The sequence below is a fragment of the Polynucleobacter sp. 71A-WALBACH genome, from assembly GCF_018882365.1.
Taxonomy (GTDB): domain Bacteria; phylum Pseudomonadota; class Gammaproteobacteria; order Burkholderiales; family Burkholderiaceae; genus Polynucleobacter.
Map to the genome: position 1 here is coordinate 1,436,992 of NZ_JACVOP010000001.1, position 25,780 is coordinate 1,462,771.

At 46.8% G+C, this 25,780-nt stretch carries 26 protein-coding genes and 1 tRNA gene; 22 read left to right on the top strand and 5 right to left on the bottom strand.

What is annotated here, in order from left to right:
• Positions 1–7: 7 nt before the first annotated feature.
• The 11 genes from thrS (at position 8) to ICN42_RS07310 (ending at position 8,515) form a co-directional block, all read left to right on the top strand.
• Positions 8–1,930 (top strand): threonine--tRNA ligase, encoded by a 1,923-nt coding sequence (gene thrS, locus ICN42_RS07260; RefSeq protein WP_216252655.1) that lies wholly within the window; start codon positions 8–10, stop codon positions 1,928–1,930.
• Positions 1,931–1,972: 42 nt separating this feature from the next.
• On the top strand, positions 1,973–2,497 hold the full coding sequence (gene infC, locus ICN42_RS07265; protein ID WP_088527465.1) for a translation initiation factor IF-3: 525 nt from the start codon (positions 1,973–1,975) through the stop codon (positions 2,495–2,497).
• Between the two features lie 151 nt (positions 2,498–2,648).
• Entirely contained in the window at positions 2,649–2,846 is a 198-nt protein-coding gene (rpmI, locus tag ICN42_RS07270) for a 50S ribosomal protein L35 (protein ID WP_046330084.1), read from the top strand.
• Between the two features lie 25 nt (positions 2,847–2,871).
• Entirely contained in the window at positions 2,872–3,237 is a 366-nt protein-coding gene (gene rplT / locus ICN42_RS07275; RefSeq protein WP_015421011.1) for a 50S ribosomal protein L20, read from the top strand.
• Positions 3,238–3,266: 29 nt separating this feature from the next.
• A complete protein-coding gene (pheS, locus tag ICN42_RS07280; protein WP_216252658.1) occupies positions 3,267–4,313 on the top strand; it encodes a phenylalanine--tRNA ligase subunit alpha in 1,047 nt (348 codons plus the stop codon).
• 31 nt (positions 4,314–4,344) lie between these two features.
• Complete coding sequence (gene pheT / locus ICN42_RS07285) at positions 4,345–6,804, top strand: phenylalanine--tRNA ligase subunit beta (RefSeq protein ID WP_216252667.1); 2,460 nt, start codon at positions 4,345–4,347, stop codon at positions 6,802–6,804.
• 42 nt (positions 6,805–6,846) lie between these two features.
• Entirely contained in the window at positions 6,847–7,170 is a 324-nt protein-coding gene (locus ICN42_RS07290) for an integration host factor subunit alpha (RefSeq protein WP_215334892.1), read from the top strand.
• Complete coding sequence (locus ICN42_RS07295; protein ID WP_216252668.1) at positions 7,148–7,498, top strand: MerR family transcriptional regulator; 351 nt, start codon at positions 7,148–7,150, stop codon at positions 7,496–7,498. Before ICN42_RS07290 ends, ICN42_RS07295 begins: the two co-directional genes overlap by 23 nt.
• A gap of 25 nt (positions 7,499–7,523) precedes the next feature.
• A tRNA-Pro gene (locus tag ICN42_RS07300) sits at positions 7,524–7,600 on the top strand.
• Between the two features lie 22 nt (positions 7,601–7,622).
• The gene (locus tag ICN42_RS07305; RefSeq protein ID WP_216252670.1) at positions 7,623–8,024 is read left to right on the top strand and encodes a PaaI family thioesterase; all 402 of its coding nucleotides are present in this window, start codon (positions 7,623–7,625) and stop codon (positions 8,022–8,024) included.
• Between the two features lie 203 nt (positions 8,025–8,227).
• The gene (locus ICN42_RS07310) at positions 8,228–8,515 is read left to right on the top strand and encodes an H-NS family nucleoid-associated regulatory protein (RefSeq protein ID WP_216252672.1); all 288 of its coding nucleotides are present in this window, start codon (positions 8,228–8,230) and stop codon (positions 8,513–8,515) included.
• A gap of 90 nt (positions 8,516–8,605) precedes the next feature.
• Here ICN42_RS07310 and ICN42_RS07315 read toward each other — a convergent pair whose 3' ends face one another.
• Entirely contained in the window at positions 8,606–9,307 is a 702-nt protein-coding gene (locus ICN42_RS07315) for an excisionase family DNA-binding protein (RefSeq protein ID WP_216252674.1), read from the bottom strand.
• Positions 9,308–9,604: 297 nt separating this feature from the next.
• On the opposite strand from ICN42_RS07315, the gene ICN42_RS07320 reads away from it, so the two are divergent.
• From ICN42_RS07320 to bamC, 9 genes are all read left to right on the top strand, one after another.
• Entirely contained in the window at positions 9,605–12,463 is a 2,859-nt protein-coding gene (locus ICN42_RS07320; RefSeq protein ID WP_216252676.1) for a 2-oxoglutarate dehydrogenase E1 component, read from the top strand.
• A gap of 43 nt (positions 12,464–12,506) precedes the next feature.
• Positions 12,507–13,718, top strand: a complete 1,212-nt coding sequence (gene odhB / locus ICN42_RS07325; RefSeq protein ID WP_216252680.1) for a 2-oxoglutarate dehydrogenase complex dihydrolipoyllysine-residue succinyltransferase — start codon at positions 12,507–12,509, stop codon at positions 13,716–13,718.
• A gap of 11 nt (positions 13,719–13,729) precedes the next feature.
• Entirely contained in the window at positions 13,730–15,166 is a 1,437-nt protein-coding gene (lpdA, locus tag ICN42_RS07330) for a dihydrolipoyl dehydrogenase (protein WP_216252682.1), read from the top strand.
• Entirely contained in the window at positions 15,167–16,270 is a 1,104-nt protein-coding gene (gene zapE / locus ICN42_RS07335) for a cell division protein ZapE (RefSeq protein ID WP_216252684.1), read from the top strand.
• Between the two features lie 9 nt (positions 16,271–16,279).
• Positions 16,280–17,128: a 3',5'-nucleoside bisphosphate phosphatase gene (locus ICN42_RS07340; protein WP_216252688.1), complete on the top strand. Its 849-nt coding sequence runs from the start codon at positions 16,280–16,282 to the stop codon at positions 17,126–17,128.
• 63 nt (positions 17,129–17,191) lie between these two features.
• Positions 17,192–18,394 (top strand): tryptophan--tRNA ligase, encoded by a 1,203-nt coding sequence (locus ICN42_RS07345; RefSeq protein WP_216252691.1) that lies wholly within the window; start codon positions 17,192–17,194, stop codon positions 18,392–18,394.
• 18 nt (positions 18,395–18,412) lie between these two features.
• The gene (locus ICN42_RS07350) at positions 18,413–18,967 is read left to right on the top strand and encodes a bifunctional 2-polyprenyl-6-hydroxyphenol methylase/3-demethylubiquinol 3-O-methyltransferase UbiG (RefSeq protein WP_216253018.1); all 555 of its coding nucleotides are present in this window, start codon (positions 18,413–18,415) and stop codon (positions 18,965–18,967) included.
• Between the two features lie 76 nt (positions 18,968–19,043).
• On the top strand, positions 19,044–19,916 hold the full coding sequence (gene dapA / locus ICN42_RS07355) for a 4-hydroxy-tetrahydrodipicolinate synthase (RefSeq protein WP_216253021.1): 873 nt from the start codon (positions 19,044–19,046) through the stop codon (positions 19,914–19,916).
• On the top strand, positions 19,913–21,061 hold the full coding sequence (gene bamC / locus ICN42_RS07360; RefSeq protein ID WP_216252693.1) for an outer membrane protein assembly factor BamC: 1,149 nt from the start codon (positions 19,913–19,915) through the stop codon (positions 21,059–21,061). Before dapA ends, bamC begins: the two co-directional genes overlap by 4 nt.
• Positions 21,062–21,133: 72 nt before the next feature.
• On the opposite strand, the gene ICN42_RS07365 is transcribed toward bamC, so the two are convergent.
• The gene (locus ICN42_RS07365; protein ID WP_062308574.1) at positions 21,134–21,313 is read right to left on the bottom strand and encodes a hypothetical protein; all 180 of its coding nucleotides are present in this window, start codon (positions 21,311–21,313) and stop codon (positions 21,134–21,136) included.
• A gap of 115 nt (positions 21,314–21,428) precedes the next feature.
• Positions 21,429–22,655 carry a cupin domain-containing protein gene (locus ICN42_RS07370; protein WP_216252695.1) on the bottom strand — a complete coding sequence of 409 codons (1,227 nt, stop codon included), beginning with the start codon at positions 22,653–22,655 and terminating at the stop codon, positions 21,429–21,431.
• A 44-nt stretch (positions 22,656–22,699) separates the two neighbouring features.
• Between ICN42_RS07370 and ICN42_RS07375 the strand changes: the two genes are divergently transcribed.
• Complete coding sequence (locus tag ICN42_RS07375) at positions 22,700–23,287, top strand: peptidylprolyl isomerase (protein ID WP_216252697.1); 588 nt, start codon at positions 22,700–22,702, stop codon at positions 23,285–23,287.
• Position 23,288: 1 nt separating this feature from the next.
• Here the strand turns inward: ICN42_RS07375 and cysE are convergent, their stop codons facing one another.
• Both cysE and ICN42_RS07385 read right to left on the bottom strand, forming a co-directional pair.
• The gene (cysE, locus tag ICN42_RS07380) at positions 23,289–24,056 is read right to left on the bottom strand and encodes a serine O-acetyltransferase (RefSeq protein ID WP_216252698.1); all 768 of its coding nucleotides are present in this window, start codon (positions 24,054–24,056) and stop codon (positions 23,289–23,291) included.
• 29 nt (positions 24,057–24,085) lie between these two features.
• Positions 24,086–24,832 (bottom strand): RNA methyltransferase, encoded by a 747-nt coding sequence (locus tag ICN42_RS07385; RefSeq protein WP_216252700.1) that lies wholly within the window; start codon positions 24,830–24,832, stop codon positions 24,086–24,088.
• A gap of 129 nt (positions 24,833–24,961) precedes the next feature.
• On the opposite strand from ICN42_RS07385, the gene ICN42_RS07390 reads away from it, so the two are divergent.
• Positions 24,962–25,750 carry an inositol monophosphatase family protein gene (locus ICN42_RS07390; RefSeq protein WP_216252703.1) on the top strand — a complete coding sequence of 263 codons (789 nt, stop codon included), beginning with the start codon at positions 24,962–24,964 and terminating at the stop codon, positions 25,748–25,750.
• Positions 25,751–25,780 lie beyond the last annotated feature (30 nt).

Below are 25,780 nucleotides of genomic sequence, written 5' to 3' on the forward strand. Positions count from 1 at the left end.
GGTGGTCATGCTTGTAGTTACTCTGCCAGATGGATCAAAACGTGAGTTTGATGCTCCCGTTCGTGTTCTCGATGTTGCCCAAAGCATTGGAAGCGGTTTAGCCAAAGCCGCCCTCGGTGGCATAGTCGACGGCAAGATGGTTGATGCCAGCTTTGTGATCGACAAAGATAGTCAGCTGGCCATCATCACAGATAAGAGCCCGGAAGCTCTCGAAATCGTGCGTCACTCTACTGCGCACTTACTAGCTTATGCGGTTAAAGAGCTCTTCCCAGAGGCGCAAGTCACCATTGGACCGGTGATCGATAACGGTTTTTATTACGATTTCTCATTTCATCGCCCATTCACACCTGAAGATTTGGTAGCGATTGAAAAGAAGATGTCGGAACTCGCCAAAAAAGATGAACCAGTGATTCGTACCGTAATGCCGCGTGATGAGGCGGTGAAGTTTTTTAAAGATCAGGGCGAAAACTACAAAGCAGAAATTATTTCCAGCATCCCGCAAGGCGAAGACGTTTCTTTGTATGCTGAAGGAAAGTTCACCGACTTATGTCGTGGACCACACGTGCCATCTACTGGCAAGCTCAAGGTATTTAAGCTTCTGAGCGTTGCTGGTGCTTACTGGCGTGGCGATAGCAAGAATGAGATGTTACAGCGGATCTACGGCACAGCTTGGTTGAAAAAAGAAGATCAAGATGCGTATTTACATATGCTTGAAGAAGCTGAGAAGCGCGACCACCGCCGCCTTGGCAAGTTCCTGGACTTGTTCCACTTCCAGCCTGAAGCACCCGGTTTGATTTTCTGGCACCCCAAAGGCTGGTCCATTTGGCAAGAGGTTGAGCAGTACATGCGACGCGTTTATCAGCGCGAAGGCTACCAAGAAGTCAAAGCCCCGCAGATTTTGGATCGCGGTCTTTGGGAGAAGTCTGGCCACTGGGATAACTATAAAGAAAACATGTTTACGACAGAGTCGGAAAACCGTGCTTATGCCTTAAAGCCGATGAACTGCCCGGGACATGTTCAGATTTTTAATTCAGGCTTGCATAGTTATCGTGAGTTGCCATTACGCTACGGTGAGTTTGGGCAGTGTCATCGTAACGAACCATCAGGCGCTTTACACGGTTTAATGCGTGTACGTGGTTTCACACAAGACGATGGTCATATTTTCTGTACTGAAGATCAGATTCAGTCTGAAGTGGCTGCTTTTGATAAAGCAGTTCGTGAGGTCTATCAAGATTTTGGCTTTACTGAAGTTGCCGTCAAGCTCGCATTGCGTCCCGCAAAGCGCGTTGGTGATGACGCTATTTGGGATAAAGCGGAAGCTGCCCTGCGTGGTGCTTTGACAGCTTCAGGTCAAGAATGGGAAGAATTGCCGGGCGAGGGCGCTTTTTATGGTCCAAAGATCGAATATCACCTCAAGGACTCGATTGGGCGTACTTGGCAATGCGGCACTATTCAGGTGGATTTCTCGATGCCAGCTCGTTTAGGTGCGGAATATGTCACAGAAGAGAACACTCGCAAGGCTCCAGTGATGCTTCACAGGGCAATTGTGGGCTCTTTAGAGCGTTTTATCGGCATTTTGATCGAAAACCACGCTGGAAATATGCCAGTTTGGCTTGCTCCTACCCAGGCTGTAGTCCTCAATATCTCCGATAATTCTGCTGCATATGCACAACAAGTCCAGCAATCTCTGAAAAAACAAGGGTTTAGAGTTGATTCTGATTTGCGGAATGAGAAAATTACGTATAAAATACGCGAGCACGCATTACAGAAGCTCCCATTTTTGTTAGTTGTAGGGGATAAAGAGGCTGAAAGTAATTCGGTGGCCGTTCGTGCCCGTGGCGGAGTGGATCTAGGCGTAATGCCTCTTGATGCCTTCGTTGCCCGACTCCAGCAGGATATTTCCCAGAAAGTCGGACCCGAGCTTAGCTAGGGGTGGAATGGTTTTTATTGTTTTTTTAAAGGAATTAAGAAGATCGCTACTGATAAATCGCAGCGCATAAATCGGGAGATTACTGCTCCTGAAGTGCGTCTGATTGGACTGGATGGAGAACCCATCGGTGTAGTTAAGTTGAGTGAAGCCCTGGCTTTGGCGGAAGAGAAAGAGACCGATTTGGTTGAAATTGCTCCGACGGCCGTGCCACCTGTAGTCCGCATCATGGACTTCGGCAAATTCAAGTACCAAGAAGCCAAACGTTTGCACGAAGCTAAGCTTAAGCAAAAAGTGATTCAGGTGAAGGAAGTTAAATTCCGTCCCGGCACAGATGATGGTGACTATGGTGTGAAGCTACGCAATCTAATCCGCTTTTTGGAAGATGGCGATAAGACAAAGATTACGCTGCGGTTTCGGGGTCGTGAAATGGCCCACCAAGAAATCGGAGTCAGAATGTTGGAACGTTTGAAGTCGGATTTGATTGAGTTTGGTCAAGTAGAGCAGTTTCCAAAGATGGAAGGTCGGCAGATGGTGATGGTATTGGCCCCCATTCGTAAGGCTAAGTAATAAACCTCATCGCGAGATTGGGTTTGTTGTTTAAGTAGGGAGGAGTCCCTAAGAATGAATAAGGACTCTGGTAGTGAGAAGTGCTCCTAGGTACAGGAAGCGTAACCGTCGGTTACCACCTAAGTTGCACATGCAGAAGAAGGGGTGCTTTATGCCCAAGATGAAGAGCAAGAGTAGCGCTAAAAAGCGCTTCACGGTTCGCGCAGGCGGAACGATCAAACGAGGTCAGGCTTTCAAACGCCACATCCTCACCAAGAAGACCACAAAGAACAAGCGTCATTTGCGTGGTACTACAGAAGTTGCGAAGGCAGACGTTAAGTCAATTCGCTCTATGCTTCCATACGCTTAACCTCAGACTAGATCAGGAGAAATAAATGCCAAGAGTCAAACGTGGGGTTACAGCAAGAGCCCGTCATAAGAAAATCACCGATGCCGCTACAGGCTATCGTGGACGTCGTAAAAATGTATTCCGCATTGCTAAGCAAGCAGTTATGCGTGCTGGTCAATATGCATACCGCGACCGTCGTAACAAGAAACGTGTATTCCGCGCATTGTGGATTGCTCGTATCAATGCGGCAGTTCGTCAGCATGACATGACCTATAGCGTATTCATGAATGGTATGAAGAAAGCTGCGATCGAACTCGACCGCAAAGTGCTTTCTGACATGGCCATTGCTGACAAAGCGGCTTTTGCTGCTTTGGTTACTCGGATCAAATCCGTAGTAAGCGCTGCAGCTTAATTCTTAGTTCATTTAAAAACTAAGCTGCAATGGTTTCTCTCGACCACATTGTCGAGGATGCTAAACGTGATTTCCTCGGAGCTGCCGATGCGGCAGCTCTTGAGGACGCGAAAGCCAAGTATCTCGGTAAGTCAGGTGTTCTCACTGAGCGTTTAAAGGCGCTTGGTGGAATGTCGCCTGATGAACGCAAGAGTGCTGGCGCCCAAATTAATCAAATCAAAACCCAAGTTGAAGCAGCCTTACAAGAGCGTCGCCAAGCATTGGCTGATGGGGTATTACTGCAACGTCTTGCGGCGGAATCCATTGATGTCTCCTTGCCTGGCCGTGGCCAAGCCGTAGGTAGCTTGCATCCAGTGATGCGCACCTGGGAACGGGTTGAAGAGATCTTCCGCTCGATTGGTTTTGATGTGGCTGATGGCCCTGAAATTGAAACCGATTGGTTTAACTTCACCGCCTTAAATAGCCCTGAGAATCATCCTGCACGCTCGATGCAAGATACTTTTTATATTGATGGTAAAGATTCCAATGGGAAGCCTTTGCTATTGCGCACACATACCAGTCCCATTCAAGTTCGATATGCAAGCGAGCATGTAAAGAAATACGCCAATGCTGATGTAATGCCTCCAATCAAAGTGATTGCACCGGGCAGAACATATCGCGTTGATAGCGATGCGACACACTCACCAATGTTTCATCAGGTTGAGGGCCTTTGGATTGCAGAGAGCGTTTCCTTTGCCGATCTTAAAGGTGTGTATACCGATTTCTTAAGAACCTTTTTTGAAACGAATGAATTACAAGTTCGTTTCCGTCCATCGTATTTCCCATTCACTGAGCCTTCGGCTGAAATTGATATGGCCTTTGGTAGTGGCAAGTTAGCCGGCCGTTGGCTAGAGATTTCTGGAGCAGGGCAGGTGCATCCAAACGTATTGCGTAATATGGGTATTAATCCAGAGCGCTATACCGGTTTTGCTTTTGGCTCTGGCTTAGAGCGCTTGACGATGCTGCGTTATGGCGTTGATGATTTACGTCTTTTCTTTGAGAACGATCTCCGTTTCTTAGCGCAATTTCCGGCTTAATTCGCCAACCTTCTAATAGTAGATAGCGCATATGCAATTTTCTGAATCTTGGTTACGCCAATATGTAAATCCTTCGCTTGACAGCAATGCTTTAGGTCACGCAATGACTATGGCCGGCCTTGAAGTGGAAGAGCAGCATTCAGTAGCGCCTGCATTTACGAAGATTGTGATTGCACAAATTTTGTCAGCTGAGCAGCATCCCGATGCAGACCGCTTACGCGTTTGTAAGGTCGATGCAGGTACTGGCCAAGAGTTACAAATTGTCTGTGGCGCTCCAAATGCACGCCCTGGTATTAAGATTCCTTGCGCAATGGTTGGTGCTGAATTACCTCCAGCTGAAGCGGGTGGTAAGCCATTCATGATCAAGGTAGGTAAATTGCGTGGCGTAGAAAGCCAAGGCATGCTGTGCTCTGGACGTGAACTTGGGCTAGGCGATGATCACGAAGGAATCTTAGAGCTACCTGCAGATGCCCCAGTCGGTGAAGATATTCGTAAATACTTAGACCTAGATGATCAGATCTTTGTAATTAAGTTAACGCCGAACAAAGCTGACTGTCTTTCACTCATGGGCATGGCTCGTGAGGTATCAGCCATTACTGGCGCTGCTTTATGTGCGCCCAAGTGGACTCCTATTAATGTCACTATTGCCGACAAGCTCAAAGTCACTGTTGAAAACTCCGATCTTTGCGGCCGTTTTGCAGGACGCATAATTCGCGGTGTTAATCCTCAAGCTAAAACTCCGGATTGGATTGTGAAGCGTTTGTCTCGCGCCGGCCAAAGAAGTATTTCTGCTTTAGTCGATTTATCTAACTATGTCATGTTAGAGATGGGTCAGCCGACCCATGTATTTGATATTGATAAATTGACTGGTGAGCTATCTGTTCGTTGGGCAAAGCCAGGCGAGAGTCTTGAGCTCTTAAATGGCCAGACGGTTACTTTGCAAGGCCCTGATTCTGCCGGCAAGATTCAAGAGGCTGGTGTAGTTGCAGATCAAACGGGTCCAGTGGCCTTGGCTGGGATCATGGGTGGCAATCATTGCGCAGTAACAAATGACACAAAAAATATTTATGTTGAAGCTGCTTATTGGCAGCCTTCAGTAATTCAAGGCCGTGCCCGTCGCTTTAATTTCAGTACAGATGCGGCACATCGCTTTGAGCGTGGAGTTGATCCACAAAATACGGCTAACTGCTTAGAGTATTTAACTGCCCTGATAGTTGAGGTCTGCGGTGGCCAAGTTGGTCCGATTGATGATCAAGTATTAGCTATTCCAGAGCGTAAACCAGTCAGCATGCGTTTGGCTCGCGCTATGAAAGTCATTGGCATTCCACTGACTGCTGAAATTGTGGCTGATGTGTTCAAGCGTCTCGGTTTTGAGTTCAAGCAGGAGGCTGGTGACGTATTTGTTGTGATGCCTCCAAGCTATCGATTTGATATTGAAATTGAAGAAGATTTAATTGAAGAAGTCGCACGTATATACGGCTTTGAAAATATTCCTGATGTGCCGCCTGTTTCATCTTTAAAGATGAGTGCTAAAGCTGAAGCAAAGCGCGGTGTGCATTTATTGCGCCAACGTTTAGCTCTCCAAGGCTATCAAGAGGCGGTGAACTTTGGATTTACCGATCTTGAGAGCGAGCAACGCTTAGCGGCCGCTACTGAAAAAGATTTAATTGCCGTACTCAATCCAATTGCCAGCCAGTATGGCGTGATGCGCAGCAATCTCTGGGGTGGCTTACTGACCAATCTTAAGTCAAACCTGAATCGTGGCGCTGGCCGTGTGCGTTTATTTGAAACTGGCCGTGTATTTAAGCGTGATGCAAGCATTCAAGAGGAAGCTGGTAGGGTGGCTGGTTTTCATCAGCCGCAGAAAATTGGTGGCTTGGCTTACGGCTCATTTGTTCCTGAGCAGTGGGCAAGCTCAGATCGCGCAGTTGATTTCTTTGACGTGAAGGGCGATCTGGAGCGTGTGCTTGATCCTTTGCATTTCACGACTGAGGCCGCTGTTCATCCTGCGCTACATCCTGGCCGCAGCGCACAAGTTCAGTTATTGACCTCATCTGGGAAGCAAAATATTGGCTGGATTGGTGAATTGCATCCTGGTCTGCAGCAGGCTTATGAATTACCTCAAGCACCTGTCCTTTTTGAGCTGGATCTTGAGGCTATACGTAATCTGGGGATTCCTCAGCCAGAAGAGTTAAGTAAGTTTCCTGCAGTGCAGCGTGATTTAGCAGTTGTTGTTAAGCAGGATATCTCTGCGCAGTCTTTGCTGGATGCAATGAATGCCAAGAAGCAGAACTTCGTTAAAGCAATCGAGCTATTTGATGAGTTCAAGCCAAAGGCTGGTTCTAGCAGCATGGGTGATGATGAGAAGAGTTTGGCATTCCGCGTAACCTTGCTGAACCCGCAAGAAACCCTGCAGGATGCTCAAATTGAAGCGGTGATGACAGCTTTGTTGACTGCCCTTGAGAAAAATTGCGCAGCCCGTCTGCGCTAGGTTTAGTATTAGTAAAAGACACAGTACGAAGAGACTTCCGCCATGAATGAATTAGTTAGCAACGATACCGTTACCAAGAATGAGCTCTCAGAAGCACTCTTCGATCAAGTGGGCCTGAATAAACGTGAAGCCAAAGACATGATTGATGCTTTTTTTGATCGTATTGGACAGTCTTTGGAGACTGGCGTTGAGGTAAAAATTTCTGGGTTTGGTAATTTCCAATTACGTAATAAATCTGCTCGACCAGGGCGCAATCCAAAGACCGGTCAAATGATTCCTATTGCAGCCCGTCGAGTTGTTACATTTCATGCAAGTCAAAAGCTCAAGGACGTAGTTGAGTCTCATGCTCGAGAAAACAGCATTTGATACCGGGTCGGCGCTGCTCAGTTCGCAGCTCCCCCCGATTCCAGCGAAACGTTACTTCACTATTGGTGAGGTCTCGGACTTGTGCGGCGTTCGCTCCCACGTCCTACGTTATTGGGAGCAAGAGTTCTCGCAATTAAGTCCGCAAAAGCGTCGTGGCAATCGTCGCTACTATCAGCATCATGAGGTTGTCTTAATCCGCAAGATAAGAGCGCTTTTATATGAAGAGGGCTTCACTATCAGTGGCGCCAGAAATCGCCTAGATGAAGCTCGTGGCGAGCTTCGCTTACGCGATGAGTTGCAGGCTGTACTACAAATTCTCTCGAAATAGTTACTGATACAATTTTGTTTCTCGTCGGGGCGTAGCGCAGCCTGGTAGCGTACATGCATGGGGTGCATGTGGTCGGAGGTTCAAATCCTCTCGCCCCGACCATCCATTCAATTTCAAATTTCCTATGACATCCAGTTCAAACGACACCACTTATTTTGGTCTAACTATTCCTTTTTTAGCTCATCTAGGGGTTGTGCCCGAGTATGCCGAGGGCGGTAAGTCACGTATTAGCTTGGTGATTAAGCCGGAGTTTGAGAATAGTTTTCACATTGCTCATGGGGGAGTCGTCATGACCCTATTGGATTTTGCGATGGGGGCGGCGGCACGTAGCACCATTGATCAGCCACTTGGCGCCATGACGATTGATATGAGCGTCAGCTTCTTGCGCCCAAGCGTTGGCAAGATCGTAGTGGAGGGTAGCGTCCTGAAATCCGGAAAAACGATTAATTATTGCGAGGCCGTAGTTTTAAATGAGGCTGGTGAAGTTACTGCTAAAGCCAGCGGTACATTTATGCTGAGAAGATAGTTTTATATACTTATAATCAATATAATATTTATAATGATTATGTTATATATTTAAGAGAAAATACTCTAATAAGCTTATTTCAATAGGGTTATAGCCTCTTTTCCAATATATATTCTTATTTATTAATATCTGTATATAATGTCCATTCAGGAATAGCTAATCCTTAGTTATTCCTTAAAATTAATATTCGGAGAAATTAATACATGTCTTCTTATAAAGAACTCTTAGCTCAACGCGAACTGTTGGACAAGCAGATTAAAGAAGCGGTTTTACGTGAAAAAGCTGATGGCATTGCTAAGGCTAAGCTCATCATTGAGCAGTATGATTTAACGGCATCTGATCTATTTAGTCGTAAAGCTGGTGGTGCTCGCAGTCCAAGTGGCAAGGTCGCTCCTAAGTACCGTAACCCATCTACTGGTGATACATGGACTGGTCGTGGCAAGGCTCCAAAATGGATTGAAGGCAGAGACCGTAGCAGCTTTCTGATCTAAGATATTGATTTAAATAGATTTAATTATTTAAATGGCCGCTCAACGCAAATTGAGCGGCCTTTATTTTATGGATGAGTTTTAATTAAGCTGCTATGCGCACTTTCTATTTAGTGCTTGGATAAATATGGGCTCCAGGAGCTCGTGCCGATTTTTGTCCCCAAAGGCAGTCTCAAGCTCTGGATTGGTGGCTGGATAGCCAATAATGAGCGGGTTTTGGTCAATTAGGCCATTTTCAACTTCTTCCTGGAGTGCCTTTGGGTATTGCGACCTCACTCCAACTGTATTTTCATCAGCTAGACCCATAACCCCTGGATGTAGACGAATAAATCCCTCATCTACCAAGATAGGAATACGCTGTGTGTCCTTGTTTTTGCTCAGATAATGGATTAGATGTACTTGCTCAACTGGCGGTATTAAGGCATCGAGAAATATCAAGTCTGGAGAAATTGAAACCGCCTTCATGAGACCTTCGAGGCTATCCACTGAGACCTCCATATCTACTTTTAACTGCCAGCATTGAATGGATTCGATTAACTCATGGCTATTTTCCACCCTCCGAAATATTCCCATGGCAATACAGTTTTGAGTTGTCTTTTGGCGCATAGCTCTTTTACGACGGGCTAGCTGTTGATCAAGGGAGCTGGCAAGAATACGGCGGTGACCTCCACGAGTCTTCCACGCGATTAATTCACCTAATTCAACCATTTTCTGGACGGTACCAAGAGATACTTGTAATACTTTTGCACTTTGACGGGTGCTTAGATATTCCAATTCAGGGGTAATTGCTTTCATATTTCCTTAATCTCATTAATTCATTTGAAGATTTAGAGAATACGAACCAAATCCAAGGGAATCTGTCAGGAGTGGTTTAAATCAGAGTAGGAAAATTCTTATTCGGGGCTTAAATAGGGAAATACCCCTGAAACCTTTAAAATCAGGGAAAGCCCTTTATGAATCAATGGGTAATCGTGTTAAATTAGCACCGTTGTAAGAGTATTCGCACAGATCAATTCGTAAAGCGGTTTAGCCGTAGAGCGAATGGTTTTAACCACAGTTTTTATTCGGGAAACCCGATGAAAGGTGAGCATCATGATGCAGGATCAAAGAGATAATTCCTATCTCTTCGGTGGAAACGCCCCCTACGTAGAAGAACTCTACGAATCCTACTTGCACGATCCAGCTTCTGTAGCTGATCACTGGCGAGATTATTTTGATAATGTGAAGCAAATTCCAGCGGTCGATGGTTCGTCTAGAGCAGATATCGCCCATGGACCGATTGTTGCTTCCTTTGCTGAGCGCGCGAAGCAGGGCCCCATTCGCACAGTGTCTGCTGATTCAGCTGATTCTGCTATGGGCCGCAAGCGCGTTGCTGTTCAGCAGTTGATCGCGGCGTATCGTAACGTCGGCAATCGCTGGGCAGATACCGATCCGTTGAAGCGCACAGAGCGCCCAGATATTCCTGAGTTAGATCCCGCTTTTTATGGCTTTACTGATGGCGATATGGATATCGTCTTCAATACCAGCAATACTTTCTTTGGTAAAAACGAGATGACCTTGCGTGACTTATTGCAAGCATTGCGTCAAACTTACTGTGGCACCCTCGGTGCCGAGTACATGTTTATTGCCGACCAAAAGATTAAAAAGTGGTGGCAAGAAAAATTAGAGTCCATTCGCTCAACCCCACATTTCAATGTGGATCAAAAGAGCCAAATCCTAGATCGCGTTACCGCTGCTGAAGGTTTGGAGCGTTATCTCCAGGCTAAGTATGTTGGTCAAAAACGCTTCTCTCTTGAGGGCGGTGAAAGCTTTATCGCCTGTATGGATGAGTTGATTCGTGAAGCTGGTGCCAAAGGCGTTCAAGAAATCGTGATTGGCATGGCTCACCGCGGTCGCCTTAATGTTCTAGTAAATACCTTGGGCAAGATGCCTACAGATTTATTTGCTGAGTTTGAGCATAAGGGCCCAGAAACATTGCCTGCAGGTGATGTGAAGTATCACCAAGGTTTCTCTAGTGATATTTCCACTCCAGCTGGCCCCGTCCATTTGTCATTGGCATTTAACCCATCCCATTTGGAAATCGTTAATCCAGTAGTAGAGGGTTCCGCGCGTGCTCGTATGGAACGTCGTGGGGATTTATTGGGTGAGCAGGTATTGCCAGTATTAGTTCACGGTGATGCTGCGATTGCAGGTCAAGGTGTCATGCAAGAGACGTTAGCGATGGCGGAAGTTCGCGGCTATTCCACTGGCGGCACGATTCATATTGTGATTAATAACCAGATTGGTTTCACCACATCTGACCCGCGTGATTTACGTTCAAGCTTGTATTGCACCGACATCATGAAGGTGATTGATGCACCGGTACTGCATGTGAATGGTGATGATCCTGAGGCGGTGGTGTTAGCAACTAAATTGGCAGTCGAGTTCCGCAGCCTGTTCCATAAAGACGTGGCGATTGATATTGTTTGCTTTAGAAAATTAGGCCATAACGAGCAAGACACTCCAGCCATGACGCAGCCTTTGATGTACAAAATCATCGCTGCTCATCCTGGTACTCGCAAGCTCTATGCAGATAAACTAGAGGCGCAGGGCGTATTGCCTGCCGGTACTGGCGATTTGATGGTCAAGGAGTATCGCGCCGCAATGGATGAAGGGAAGCAAACTTCTGATCCAGTATTAAGTAACTTTAAAGGTAAGTTCGCGGTTGATTGGTCGCCGTTCTTAAACAAGAAGTGGACTGATGAATCTGACACTGCTATTCCATTAACCGAATGGAAGCGTTTGGCTGAAAAGATTTCCACCATCCCCGAAGACTTTAAGGCGCACCCCTTGGTAGAGAAGGTTTACCGTGACCGTGCTGCAATGGGTCGCGGCGAGGCGAATATCGATTGGGGTATGGGTGAGCACATGGCCTTCGCATCCTTAGTGGCCAGTGGTTACCCAGTGCGCTTATCTGGCGAGGATAGTGGTCGCGGTACCTTTACCCATCGTCATGCAGTGCTACACAATCAGAATCGCGAAAAGTGGGATACCGGTACTTATATTGCACTTCAGCATGTCGCTAAAGATCAAGCCCCATTTCTAGTAATTGACTCTATCTTGTCGGAAGAGGCTGTACTTGGTTTCGAGTATGGTTATGCTGCCGCAGAGCCTAATACATTGACTATTTGGGAAGCTCAGTTCGGAGATTTTGCAAACGGCGCCCAAGTGGTGATTGATCAATTTATCGCCTCAGGTGAGGTGAAGTGGGGTCGTGCCAATGGCTTGGTCATGATGTTGCCTCATGGTTATGAGGGCCAAGGTCCTGAGCATTCTTCTGCGCGTTTAGAGCGCTTTATGCAGTTATGTGCCGACACAAACATGCAGGTGATTCAGCCGACGACCGCATCGCAGATCTTCCACGTATTACGTCGTCAGATGATTCGTCAGTTCCGCAAACCGCTGATCTTGATGACGCCAAAATCTTTGCTACGTAACAAAGAAGCTGCTTCGCCATTAACTGAGTTCACTAAGGGTGGTTTCCAAACCATTCTGCCTGAGCGCGATGAGAGTCTTGATGGCAAGAAAGTTACTCGCTTGGTGATGTGCTCCGGCAAGGTTTATTACGACTTAGCTAAAGCGCGTACTGAAAAGAAAATTGAAGATGTGGCGATTATTCGTTTGGAGCAGCTCTATCCGTTCCCACATAAAGCATTGACTGCTGAGTTGAAGAAGTATCCAAATCTGGAAGAGGTTGTGTGGTGTCAGGATGAGCCGCAAAACCAAGGTGCTTGGTTCTTTGTTCAGCACAATATTTTGGAGAACATGTCCGAAGGTATGAAGTTGGCATATGCGGGTCGTCCAGCATCAGCTTCACCAGCTTGCGGTTATGCCCATCTCCATCAAGAACAACAGAAGTCTCTTCTTGCCGCAGCATTCGCAAAACTAAAGGGTTATGTCATTACGAAGTAATCGTAGACGTCACTCAATATACAAACACTAAATAGGATTAATCATGGCTATTTTTGAAGTTAAAGTTCCACAACTTTCTGAGTCAGTAGCAGAAGCTACTTTGTTGCAATGGAAAAAGAAAGTCGGCGATGCCGTCGGTCAAGATGAGATCTTGATCGAAATTGAAACTGATAAAGTGGTGCTAGAAGTTCCAGCGCCATCTGCAGGTGTTTTGACAGAAATCGTGGTTGCTGATGGCGGTACTGTAGTTGCCGAGCAGTTAATTGCAAAGATTGATAGTACTGCCGTTGCCGCTGCTGCTCCCGCAGCTGCTGCACCAGCACCTGTGGCCGCTCCAGCTGCCGCACCTGCTAAAGCTGCTGCCCCAGCTGCCAAGTCATCTGGCGCCGCTGCTGCGCCATCTGCATCAAAAATTCTTGCTGAAAATAATCTGAGCGCTGGTCAAGTTGCTGGTTCTGGTCGTGATGGTCGCATCACTAAGGGTGATGCAATCAATGCGGTGGCCGGTGGTTCAGCTGCCGCTGCTTTGCCAAGCGCACCGATTCCGTTGGGCGATCGTCCTGAAGAGCGTGTACCAATGAGCCGCTTGCGTGCACGTATTGCTGAACGTTTGCTTGAATCCCAAGCGAACAATGCAATCTTGACTACTTTTAATGAAGTCAATATGGCTCCAGTAATTGCGATGCGCAACAAGTACAAGGACCAGTTTGAAAAAGTTCATGGTGTGAAGTTGGGCTTCATGTCTTTCTTCGTTAAAGCTGCCACCCATGCTTTGAAGAAATTCCCACTGCTAAATGCTTCTGTTGATGGCAATGACATCGTGTACCACGGTTACTTTGATATTGGTATTGCAGTGAGCTCACCACGCGGATTAGTAGTTCCTATTTTGCGTGATGTTGATCAAATGAATTTGGCTGATATTGAAAAGAAGATTGCCGAGTTTGGTGTTAAAGCGCGCGAAGGTAAATTGTCATTAGAGGATTTAACTGGCGGTACATTCTCCATCTCTAATGGTGGCGTATTTGGCTCCATGCTGTCGACTCCAATTATTAATCCTCCACAGTCTGCGATCTTGGGTATTCATGCCACTAAAGAGCGCGCTGTTGTTGAGAATGGCCAGATTGTGATTCGTCCGATTAACTATTTAGCTTTGTCATACGACCATCGCATTATTGATGGACGTGAAGCGGTACTGGGCTTAGTTGCCATGAAGGATGCTTTGGAAGATCCTTCACGTCTTCTCCTTGATTTGTAAGAGGGAAGAACATGAGCCAATCATTTGACGTATTAGTAATCGGCGGTGGCCCTGGTGGCTACATCGCCGCAATTCGTGCTGCGCAACTGGGTTTTAAAGTTGCCTGTGCCGAATCAAATGCATACGACGATCCTAAAGGTGAGATTCGCTTAGGTGGAACTTGCTTGAACGTCGGTTGCATTCCCTCTAAAGCTTTGCTTGCCTCTTCTGAAGAGTTTGAGAAGATTAGTCATCACGTTGCAGATCACGGTATCACCGTTGGATCAGTGAAGTTGGATTCTGGCAAGATGATTGCTCGTAAAGATACGATTGTGACCAAGATGACTGCGGGTATTCAGTTCTTGTTCCGTAAAAATAAGATCACTTTGTTAAAAGGTCACGCCTCTTTTGAAGGCAAGGGAGCTGACGGTTATCAGGTGAAGATTGACGGTAAAGACAAAGAAGTGGTTACGGCTAAAAACGTCATCATCGCTACTGGATCTAAAGCACGTCACTTGCCAGGCATTCCTGTCGATAACGTATTGATTAGCGATAACGAAGGTGGTCTTAAGTTTGATTCTATTCCGAAGAAGCTGGGCGTAATTGGCGCTGGCGTAATTGGTTTGGAGCTCGGGTCCGTATGGCGCCGCGTTGGCTCCGATGTAACTATCTTAGAAGCTCTGCCAACTTTCTTGGGTGCGTGCGATCAAGGTATTGCTAAAGAAGCGCACAAGATTTTCACCAAGCAAGGCCTTAAAATCAATATGGGCGTCAAGATTGGTGAAGTGAAGGCGGACAAAAAAGGTGTTGTGGTTAACTACACTGATGCGGAAGGTAAGGCTCAGAAACTAGAGTGCGACCGCTTAATTGTTTCTGTTGGCCGTGTTCCCAATACTGAAAAATTAGGTCTCGACAAAATTGGCCTCAAAGTGGATGAGCGTGGCTTCATTCCGATTGATGACCATACTTGTGCAACTTCAGCGCCTGGCGTTTACGCAGTCGGTGACGTAGTGCGTGGACCAATGTTGGCTCATAAAGCTGAAGATGAAGGTGTACTTGTTGCTGAAATAATTGCTGGTCAAAAGCCGCACATTGATTACAACTGTATTCCTTGGGTAATTTATACCGATCCCGAAATCGCTTGGGTTGGTAGAACTGAAGAGCAGCTCAAACAGGCTGGTATTGCTTATAAAGCTGGTCAGTTCCCTTTTGCCGCTAACGGTCGTGCATTAGGTATGGATCGTGCCGATGGTTTTGTCAAAGTATTAGCTGATGAAAAAACTGATGAAATCTTAGGCGTTCATATTATTGGACCCAATGCTTCTGACTTAATTGCTGAGGCAGCTGTAGCAATGGAATTCAAAGCGGCAGCTGAAGATATTGCCCGTATCTGTCATCCACATCCAAGCTTGTCGGAAGTGGTTCGCGAGGCAGCATTAGCGACGGATAAACGTGCACTAAACATGTAATTGAAAGCATTAGAGTATTACCATCAAGAGTTAAAGGCGCGCGGGTATCAAAGTGATCCCGCGCAGCTTGCTGCCATGGAGCGCTTGCAGCGCTGCGAAGATGAGTGGATTGCTTATAAAGAAATCCGTAGCAGTGGCTTAAAAAAGAAACTCTTTAAACCAAAATTGCCCCGTGGCGTCTATTTGTGGGGTGGAGTGGGTCGCGGTAAATCCTTCTTAATGGATTGCTTCTTTGCGGCATCCCCCTTAGAAAAAAAGATTCGTATTCATTTTCATGAGTTCATGCGAGAAGTGCATCGCGAGCTTCATGAACTTTCTGGTTTGTCTGATCCGTTGGATGAGCTTTCTAAAAGAATTGCAAAACGATATCGACTCATCTGTTTTGATGAGTTTCATATTAATGATATTGCCGATGCCATGATTTTGTATCGCTTGCTGAGCGCGCTTTTTCAAGATCGCGTCCAGTTTGTTATGACTTCGAATTATCAGCCTAACCAACTTTATCCCAATGGCCTGCATCGAGATCGCTTACTGCCCGCTATCAAATTATTAGAGGAACAGCTTGATGTGATGAATGTTGATGCTGGTAATGACTATCGTCGCGTACAGATGGCGCAGGTTGAGGCCTATCTCACGCCAGTGAATGCGGAAACTCACGCAGTCTTGATGCAAATGTTCCAGACACTGATTGGCAATCAAAAGGAAACTGTCCGCCCAGTTTTGCGAATTGAATCACGAGAGCTGAGACCTTTGCATATGGCTGAAGGGGTAGTTTGGTTTGATTTTCAAACTCTATGCTGTGGCCCAAGGTCGCAAAATGACTATTTGGAGATTGCCAACCAATTTCATACGGTGATTTTGTCAGGGGTGCCCTATATGCCCCCTAGAATGACAAATGAAGCACGTCGTTTTATTTGGCTCATTGACGTCTTATATGACCATAAAATCAAATTAATCATCTCTGCAGAGGTTCCAGCGGTAGATTTGTATACCGAGGGTCAAATTACCAGCGAGTTCGCCAGAACGGTTTCTCGCTTAATTGAGATGCAGTCCCGTGATTACCTAGATGCGCCTCGCCGGGTAATTGATACCAGCTTGACCTAAAATAGGGTCATGACTAGTAATTCCAGCCTAAACGCAGATTTACACTGCCATTCCGTTGTTTCCGATGGAACCTTAACGCCTGAGCAGTTGGCTGAACGCGCCCATGCTAATGGCGTCCATTTATGGGCCTTAACCGATCATGATGAATTGGGGGGTCAAGAGAGGGCTCGAGTTGCCGCAAGCTCTCTTGGCATGGATTATCTCTCTGGAGTAGAGATTTCTGTAACCTGGATGGGGCAGACTATTCATATTGTTGGTTTAGGAATTGATCCTGCTCATGCGGGGATTATCGAAGGCTTGCGCCGTACTCGTGAGGGCCGCGGTAATCGAGCTAAGCAGATGGCGGAACAATTATTAAAAGCAGGCATACCAGGTGCATATGAGGGCGCACTGCATTTTGCTGGTAATCATGATCTCATTTCTCGCACACACTTTGCGCGCTTTCTAGTAGAGCAGGGCGTATGCCGCGATACCGAGCAAGTCTTTAAAAACTATCTGGTTGAAGACAAGCCTGGCTATGTGCCGCATCTTTGGGCAACACTAGATGATGCTGTTACTTGGATCAAGGGAGCGGGTGGGGCTGCTGTGATTGCCCATCCAGGTCGCTATAAGCTAAGCGCCATGCAAATGGATGAGCTCTATAAGCACTTCAAAGAAATCGGCGGTATGGCTATTGAGGTGATTACTGGTAGCCATAGCCCGAATCAATATCAGACCTATGGCAAGATTGCTCAGCATTATGGATTTTTAGCTTCTCGAGGATCCGATTTTCACGATCCAGATGAGAGCTATATTGACCTTGGTACCTTGCCGCATTTGCCCGACCATTTGACTCCAGTGTGGTCGCTATTTCATTAAGCTAGTTTTCACGCTTTTTCATACTTAACCATTTTTAATTACCCTTAAAGAATAAAGATCAAGATGTTTGCAGAACGCGTTCTCTCTGGCATGCGACCAACTGGTAGCTTGCACCTAGGCCATTACCATGGCGTTTTAAAGAATTGGGTTCGCTTGCAGTCCGAGTATCCCTGCTACTTCTTTGTAGCAGACTGGCATGCCTTAACGACTCACTATGAAACCCCGGATGTGATTGAGCAATCGGTGTGGGATATGGTGATTGACTGGTTGGCCTGTGGGGTTGATCCAAACCAAGCCACTTTATTTATTCAAAGCAAAGTGCCCGAACATGCAGAGCTATTTTTATTGCTAGCCATGGGCACACCTTTAGGTTGGTTAGAGCGTGTACCAACCTATAAAGATCAAATTGAAAAACTCAAAGAGAAAGACTTGCAGACCTATGGTTTTCTGGGTTACCCCTTGCTGCAGGCTGCTGATATTCTGATGTATCGCGCACAATTTGTGCCGGTAGGTGAAGACCAGGTGCCACACGTAGAGATGACTCGTGAAGTGGCGCGTCGCTTTAATTATCTTTATGGTCGGGAGCCTGGCTTTGAAGAGAAGGCGCTAGAGGCGGTGAAAAAATTAGGTAGTAAACGCGCCAAGATGTACGCTGAATTGCGCGTCGCTTTTCAGGAGCGGGGCGATGATGAGGCTCTAGAGCAAGCTAAAGCATTACTGCAAGAGGCACAAAGTCTCTCAATGGCAGATCGCGAAAGGTTGTTTGGCTTCTTAGAGGGCGCTCGTAAAATTATTCTGCCAGAACCTCAAGCATTGTTGACGACTGCATCACGCATGCCTGGTATTGACGGTCAAAAAATGTCAAAGTCTTACGGTAATACGATTGGTATTCGTGAAAAGCCTGAAGAGGTTATTCGTTCAATTCGTACTATGCCAACGGATCCTGCGAGGGTGCGTAGAACTGATCCAGGTGACCCTGCGCGTTGTCCGGTATGGCAGTTGCATACGGTGTATTCCAATGAAGAAACTAAGACTTGGGTTCAAAAAGAATGTAAGTCAGCAGGTATCGGGTGCTTGGAGTGTAAGCAGCCTGTGATTGATGCCATTCTCGCTGAGCAGCAACCAATGTTCGAGCGTGCCCAGAAGTACTTGGATGATCCTAGCTTGTTGCGTTCCATCATTGCGGACGGTTCCGATAAGGCGCGTAAGGTTGCTCAAGAAACCATGCGTGAGGTCCGTGAGTCTATGGGCCTAGCGTACGACTAAGGTCACATTTTGACTTTAATGCATGCTGAGATTGCGGACGCCTCTCCTTGGGTAAGGCGTTTTGCACCAGCCATTTCACAGGGCGGTAGGGTCTTGGATCTGGCTTGTGGTGCTGGCAGACATGCCGCTTTACTAGCATCGCTAGGCCACACTATATTGGCCGTCGATCGAGATATTTCCGGAGTTGAGTTACTCCAGGGCACCTCTTTTCAAACTCGAGAGCTTGATCTTGAGGGTTCTGATTGGCCTTTGCTGGGCCAGCTTTTTTCTGGAATTGTGGTGACCAATTACCTTTACCGCCCATTTCTAGATGAATTGCCCAAAATGCTGGCTGACGGCGGTGTTTTAATCTATGAAACCTTCGCCGATGGGAATGCTCAGTTTGGCAAACCCTCAAACCCCAATTTCTTGCTAAAAACAGGGGAATTGCTTGCTTTGGCTGAACGTTCAGGCTTGAAAGTGATTGCCTACGAGGATATTTACCTCGATCGACCTAAACCAGCTATGGTTCAGCGGATTTGTGCTGTAAAAGGGCATTTAAAAGGGTGCATTCCGTTACAATTTGGTGGTTAACATTCAGATAATTCAGACGCATTCAGTGACTAATACAACACAATCCCAAGCTAGTAAAAAGCCTATTGCAGGCAGTATGCCTGCCATTGTGACGCCGATGTTCGAGGATGGAAGTCTGGATTTTCCAGCCTTACGTTCCTTGTTGGATTGGCATGTTGCCGAAGGTTCCGATGGCATTGTCATCGTTGGTACGAGCGGGGAATCTCCTACGGTATCCGTGGAAGAGCATTGTGAGCTCATCAAAGTAACCGTCGATCATATAGCCGGACGTATTCCGGTAATCGCCGGCACAGGCGGTAATTCCACCACTGAGGCAATTGAGTTAACTCATTTTGCTAAGTCTGTTGGTGCCGATGCCAGCCTCCAAGTAGTTCCTTACTACAACAAGCCCACCCAAGAGGGTATGTTTGCCCACTTCAAGAAAATTGCTGAGTCAGTTGATTTACCCGTCATTCTTTACAACGTCCCCGGTAGGACTGTTGCGGATCTTGCTGGCGAGACAACAGTTCGTTTAGCAGGTGTTCCAGGCATTATTGGCATCAAAGACGCTACCGGCAGTATTGAACGCGGCACTTTATTGCTCGCCGATCTCAAGGCTGCTGGACATCAAGATTTCTCTGTATTTTCTGGTGATGATCTGAGTGCGGCAATGCTGATGCTCATGGGTGGTAAGGGCAATATTTCTGTTACCGCCAATATCGCACCCCGTTTGATGCATGAATTATGTCAGGCAGCGATGTCTGATGATGTTGTGAGGACGCGCGCTATTCAATATCAATTACTGGCTGTTCATAAAGCCATGTTTATTGAGGCAAATCCAATTCCAGTTAAATGGGCCCTGCATGAAATGGGTAAAGTCACCTCTGGAATTCGTTTACCTTTAACCCCTTTGAGCGTTGCTTTGCGTGAACCTTTGAAGACTGCAATGAAACAGGCTGGCTTACTATGACGAATTTGATTCAAACCCTGCGCCAACATTGCGCAACCCTACTGATCCTCTCTTTAACAAGCATTGCTTTGGTCGGCTGCAAATCGGTAGCAACTAATGACACCGTGGACTACAAGTCGGCTGGTGCGGTACGTGGGCCTAATTTATCCTACCCTCCAGATCTCATTACCGCCCAGGCAGATCGTCGTTACATTGTTCAGGACGGCTCCGCCACTATGTCTGAATACAATGCCGCTGTTAAAAAATCGGTGCAAACTCGCAAGAACGTAATGACTGGCATTCCAGGTATGCGTATTGAGCGTGATGGCGAGCGTCGTTGGTTAGTGGTGGATAAACCAGCACCAGAGCTCTACCCGCAAATCAAAGATTTTTGGCAGGAGAATGGCTTCCTGCTCACCATTGATTCACCTTCAACAGGAATCATGGAAACCGACTGGGCCGAGAACCGCGCAAAAATTCCTCAAGATTTCATTCGTCAAGCTCTTGGTGGTGCATTGGATTCCATCTATGACACTGGTGAGAGAGATCGTTACAAAACTCGCTTAGAAGTAAGCAAGCCTAATCAAACTGAAATTTTTATTACTCAGCGTGGTGCGATTGAGAAATGCGTAAGCGATAACAGTGGTGCTTGTAACTCTACGATCTGGACATCACGCCCAAATGATCCCGAGCTTGAGGCAGCATTTTTAGCTCGCTTAATGGAGCGCCTTGGGATGACTCAAGAAATGGCTAAGGCTCAAGTCGCAGTTCCACTGGGAGCTAAGACTCCAAAGGCAAAATTAGTTCAGGAAGGCGTTAATACTGCGCATATTGAGATGGCAGCAGGTTTTGATCGCGCATGGCGTGATACAGGTCTTGCCTTAGATCGCTCTAACTTTACTGTTGAGGATCGCAATCGCGCCAATGGTGTTTACTATGTGCGTTACGTCAATCCTAAAGATTTAGGTGACACCAAAGGCTTCTTCTCAAATCTCTTTAGTAGCAAGGATGACTCAAGTCTGAAAGCTAAGAAGTATCTTGTTGTAGTTAAATCAACTGGTGATAATTCTTCAAGCATCTATGTTCAAGATGCTGATGGTAAGCCAGAAAATACTGCAGCAGGATTGCAGCTTTTAACTCTACTAACTGAGCAAATGTCTAGATAAGTTATTGCATTACAAAAATTCTAGCCAATAAAAAAGCCGCTTCTCAGCGGCTTTTTTTCTTCAAGAAGAAGATTACTTCTTAGCGTCAGCAGCTGGAGCAGCTGGAGCAGCAGGTGCAGCAGCAGGAGCGTCAGCAGCTGGAGCTGCAGCAGGAGCAGCAGGAGCAGCTTCTACAGGTTTTGCTTCTTCTTTTTTACCGCAAGCGGCCAAAGCGATTGCCAACATTGCTACTAGTGCGAGTGACTTCTTCATTTGTAATTTCCTCTTAAAAAATTATCATTAATAACCGGTTATTAATACTAAGAAAGTACAGGGTTACCCCTTAGGTACTTTCCAGCGATCATTATAGCCATGTCCTAATCGAGAGTTAAAAAACTAGCCAACCGGCTTCAAAAGCCTCAAAAAGGCTATTGTCTGCCTGAAATCGTCCTAGGCCACCCTTGAATTGCCTGTTTGCGGCAAGTGAGCACCAGGCAATCTGTATCGGACTGGATTGCCCGGTAGTGACATCTTCGCCATTACAGTAAATTTTCTCTCCTAGAGCTAGCAATCGAGTTTGGGGGTGCGGCTCTAAGACATGCTTTGCAATCTGGCGCTGAAATTCTTCAGGAGAAAGATTATTTTTTGACCCATCGAAATAGGTCTGGGGTTTTGGTTCGCTGAGATAGGCGGCAATTCCAGGTAGAAATGTTTCCACGCGATCGAGTTTTAAGCTTTTTAATTTTTGCTCTAACTGTTTAATCATTTCCTCTGGTAGTTGCTCGGCCTGGTTAGTCGCCTTTTGCTTGGGATCGGCAAAGCGTTTTTCTAGCTCCAGAATGCCTTCTAGTGATTCGGCTAAACGCCATAGACCCTCTTGCAAAATTTCTTTATAGCTTTGCGCTCTAAATCCAACTGACCAGGTTTGGCAACCTGGATCTAGAGCAACGCCATCATGAGCAATATGAGGGGGCAAATAAAGCATATCGCCAGGCTCTAACACCCACTCCTGCTCAACTTTAAAGTCCTGCAGAATCTTCAGTGGAAGATGGGGGTTTAAAGTCAAATCTTTCTGCTCGGAAATACGCCAACGCCTTCGTCCCGACATCTGAATTAAAAAGACGTCATATGAATCAAAGTGGGGGCCTACGCCACCACCAGGACCAGCGATGCTAATCATTAAATCATCTAAGCGTGCATCTGGTATGAAGCGAAACCAGGAAAGAATTTTTGCAGCAGCGGGGTGCCTTGCCTCCATGCCTTGGAGAAGTAGCGTCCAGTCTGGAGATTCAAGTGAAGGGATGGATTTCTTTTTAAATGGCCCGTCAGCAAAGCCCCAGGGTTTGGCTTTAATTAATCTAGACTCGACTGCATCGTCACTTGCTATCTTAAAGAGCTCTTCGGCTGAAATTGCGCTATCCAATGGCTCGCCTACCTGTTTTGAGAGTTCAAAAGCAGGAATGGCACCGCGTACTAAAAGTGGCTTTTTATGCCAATGGGATTTCATGAACTGTTGGGGGCTAGCACCCCCTAGAAGCGCCCATGGGCGATCCAGCAGGAGGTTTTGGGGTGCCTGCGGTGGGTCATAAGGCTTGCTCAAGTAAAATGCTGTCATATAAGTAAGAGGCTGTTTAAAACACAATGTTGAATGAATTACGCATGAAGATCGAAAAAAATACCGTTGTATCCCTGCGCTACAAATTAACTGATGCGCAAAACAATATTATCGAGGAACCTGATTCTCCGATGGTATACCTGCATGGCGGGTATGAGGGCACTTTTCCCAAGATTGAAACCATGTTGGACGGTCAAGATGTGGGTTATGAAGCCAGCATTCAGCTTGAGCCCAGCGAGGCTTTTGGCGAGTACGATCCTGAGTTACTCAAGATCGAACCACGCGCTCGATTTCCAGAGCCTTTAGAGGTGGGTATGCAGTTTGAGGGCGTTCCTGATTCTGAAGAAGATGAATCTAGCGAAGCGGATGATGAGCCTTTAATTTATACCGTAACCGATGTCGCTGATAGTCAAGTAGTCCTAGATGGAAATCATCCTCTCGCTGGTATGGCCTTGCGTTTCTGGGTTCAGGTTGAAGATATTCGCGCTGCTACTGATGAGGAGATTGAGAATCGCCATCCCGAAGGTGGTGAAGCATTTGCATTCGGAATGCCTAATGATTCCGATGACGGCGATGATGAATTAACAGACGACATTTCCAATGCTGGCGGTACAGCACCAACTCTGCATTAAATTACTCTTTGAGCCATTCTTTTAAGGCTCCAAGATCACGCTTAGTGTCGCTCGACTCGCCAGCATTAGACGCTGGTGCGTTGCTTAATTTTGCTAGCGCTTTCTCGAGCGCTGTAATTTTGGCTTCTTGCTCTAGAGTGGCATCAATCAAACCTTTTAATGCCATAGACACAGGGTCATCTACATTCGGTGTCACGCCATAAGCGGAGAAGTATTCTTTGGCCTTGCTATCAGGCGTACTTGCCTGAGGTAGGTCGGGATGCAAGATGCGAGCAGGAATTCCTACTGCGGTTGCTCCCGCAGGGATTTCTTTTAGTACAACGGCATTAGATCCAACTCGAGCGCCATCACCAACGGTAAAACCGCCAAGCACTTTAGCTCCTGCGCTAATGACAACTCCTTTGCCCAAGGTAGGGTGACGCTTTACACCTTTGTACAAACTGGTTCCGCCTAAGGTCACGCCTTGATAGATGGTGCAATCATCACCAATTTCAGTGGTCTCACCGATAACAATGCCCAGGCCATGGTCTAAAAAGACTCGACGACCAATCTTTGCGCCCGGATGAATTTCAATGCCAGTAATCCAGCGCGACACCATCGACAGAAGACGCGCAATCCATTTCAAGCCCAGGTTCCACAGGGCATGAGAGGCGCGATGAATCCATACAGCATGTAAACCTGGGTAGCAGGTAATGACCTCTAAGCGATTTCTAGCGGCAGGGTCGCGAACAATGATGGAGTCGACTTGGTCGAAAAGCGAATTAAACATGAAGCGATTTTAACGGGTAAAGGCTGAATTTATTTTCTCAGGAGCATCTGCTTGGCAATGCCACGCAGAAGGTCAATTTCTTCTTTTTGAAGACGAGTTCTCGCAAATAGGGCTTGCAAGCGAGGCATGAGCTTTTTGGGGTTAGCAGGGTCAAGGTACCTAATTGCCTCTAGCCCTTGGCGCCAGTGCTCTAGCATGGCCGCTACGGCAGCTGGATCAGCATAGTCAACTGACTCGGGGGCATCTGGAACCAGAGAATTAACGCCTTGGCAGAATGACTCCCTGAGAGTAAAGGCGCAAACCATGAGGGCTTGAGCTAAGTTAAGCGAGGGGTAGAGTGGGTTAGCGTCCAGCCAGACCCGATGCGTACAAAGGGATAGATGTTGGTTATCTAGTCCAGTTCGCTCTGGTCCAAATAGTAAGGCAACCCTTTGATTGCCTGCGACGGCAGCCTGAATAAGGGGGCGAGCATCTTGCCAATTTAATGCTGGTGGTCCAAATTCACGATCACGACTCGTAAGCCCCAGGACTAAGGCGCAGCCTTGAACAGCAGACTCCAGCGATGGCGACTCTTGACTGGACTCTAAGATATCGGCGGCGCCACTGGCTAAAGCAATCGCTTCGGGTGCTTGGGCAACCCCTGAAATTTTTGGTGAAATCAGGCGTAGATCGCTAAATCCCATGGTTTTAAGCGCACGCGCTGCTGAGCCTACGTTACCGGGGTGACTGGTTTCAACCAAAACCCAGCGTAGCAACTGTGCTTGTGCGGTATTCATATGTACAGGAAATCGTTAGGGACTTGGGAGTTCATGGGGCAATCGTTTAGAATCAGGGTGTTAGCTCCTTATTGTCCTGCAGTTTGCAATCTGTTGAGCTTGTTCTTATTTAATTTGTCCATCAATACTATGCATCCCATGTTAAATGTGGCCGTTAAGGCTGCCCGTCGTGCCGGAACCGTGATTAATAGAGCGTCTCTGAATCTAGAGCGACTCCAGGTTGACCGCAAACAACATAATGATTTTGTGACTGAGGTGGACAGGCAGGCTGAAGCAGCCATTATTGAGACTTTGAGCGAGGCCTATCCTTCACACGGATTTCTAGCTGAAGAAACTGGCGCCCAAAATACCGATGCCGAAAATGTGTGGATCATCGACCCCCTTGATGGCACAACCAACTTTATTCATGGTTTCCCTCAATATGCGGTTTCTATCGCATTGTCTGTCAACGGGGTAACCCAACAGGCAGTCGTGTATGACCCAACTCGAGATGAACTTTTCACGGCTACCCGTGGTGCAGGCGCATATTTGGACCGCCGGCGTTTACGTGTTGCTACTCAAGATCGCTTAACGAATGCCTTGTTGGGCACTGGTTTTCCATATCGTGAAGACCAGGACTTGGAAAAGTATTTAAAAATCTTTGCTGACATGTCACGTCAGTGTGCTGGCCTTCGTCGTCCAGGCGCTGCATCACTTGATTTAGCTTATGTTGCTGCCGGTCGATACGATGGGTTTTTTGAAAGTGATCTCAAGCCTTGGGATATGGCTGCGGGCGCCTTGCTAATCACTGAGGCTGGTGGTTTAGTCGGCAACTACCGTGGTGAAGAGGGTTTCTTGCAAAGCGGCGAAGTAATGTGTGCAAACCCACGTATCTTTGCTCAGATGGTGCAGTGCTTATCTAAATATTCCACCTGCTAAATCAACTCAATTTAGTTAGCAAAATAACTT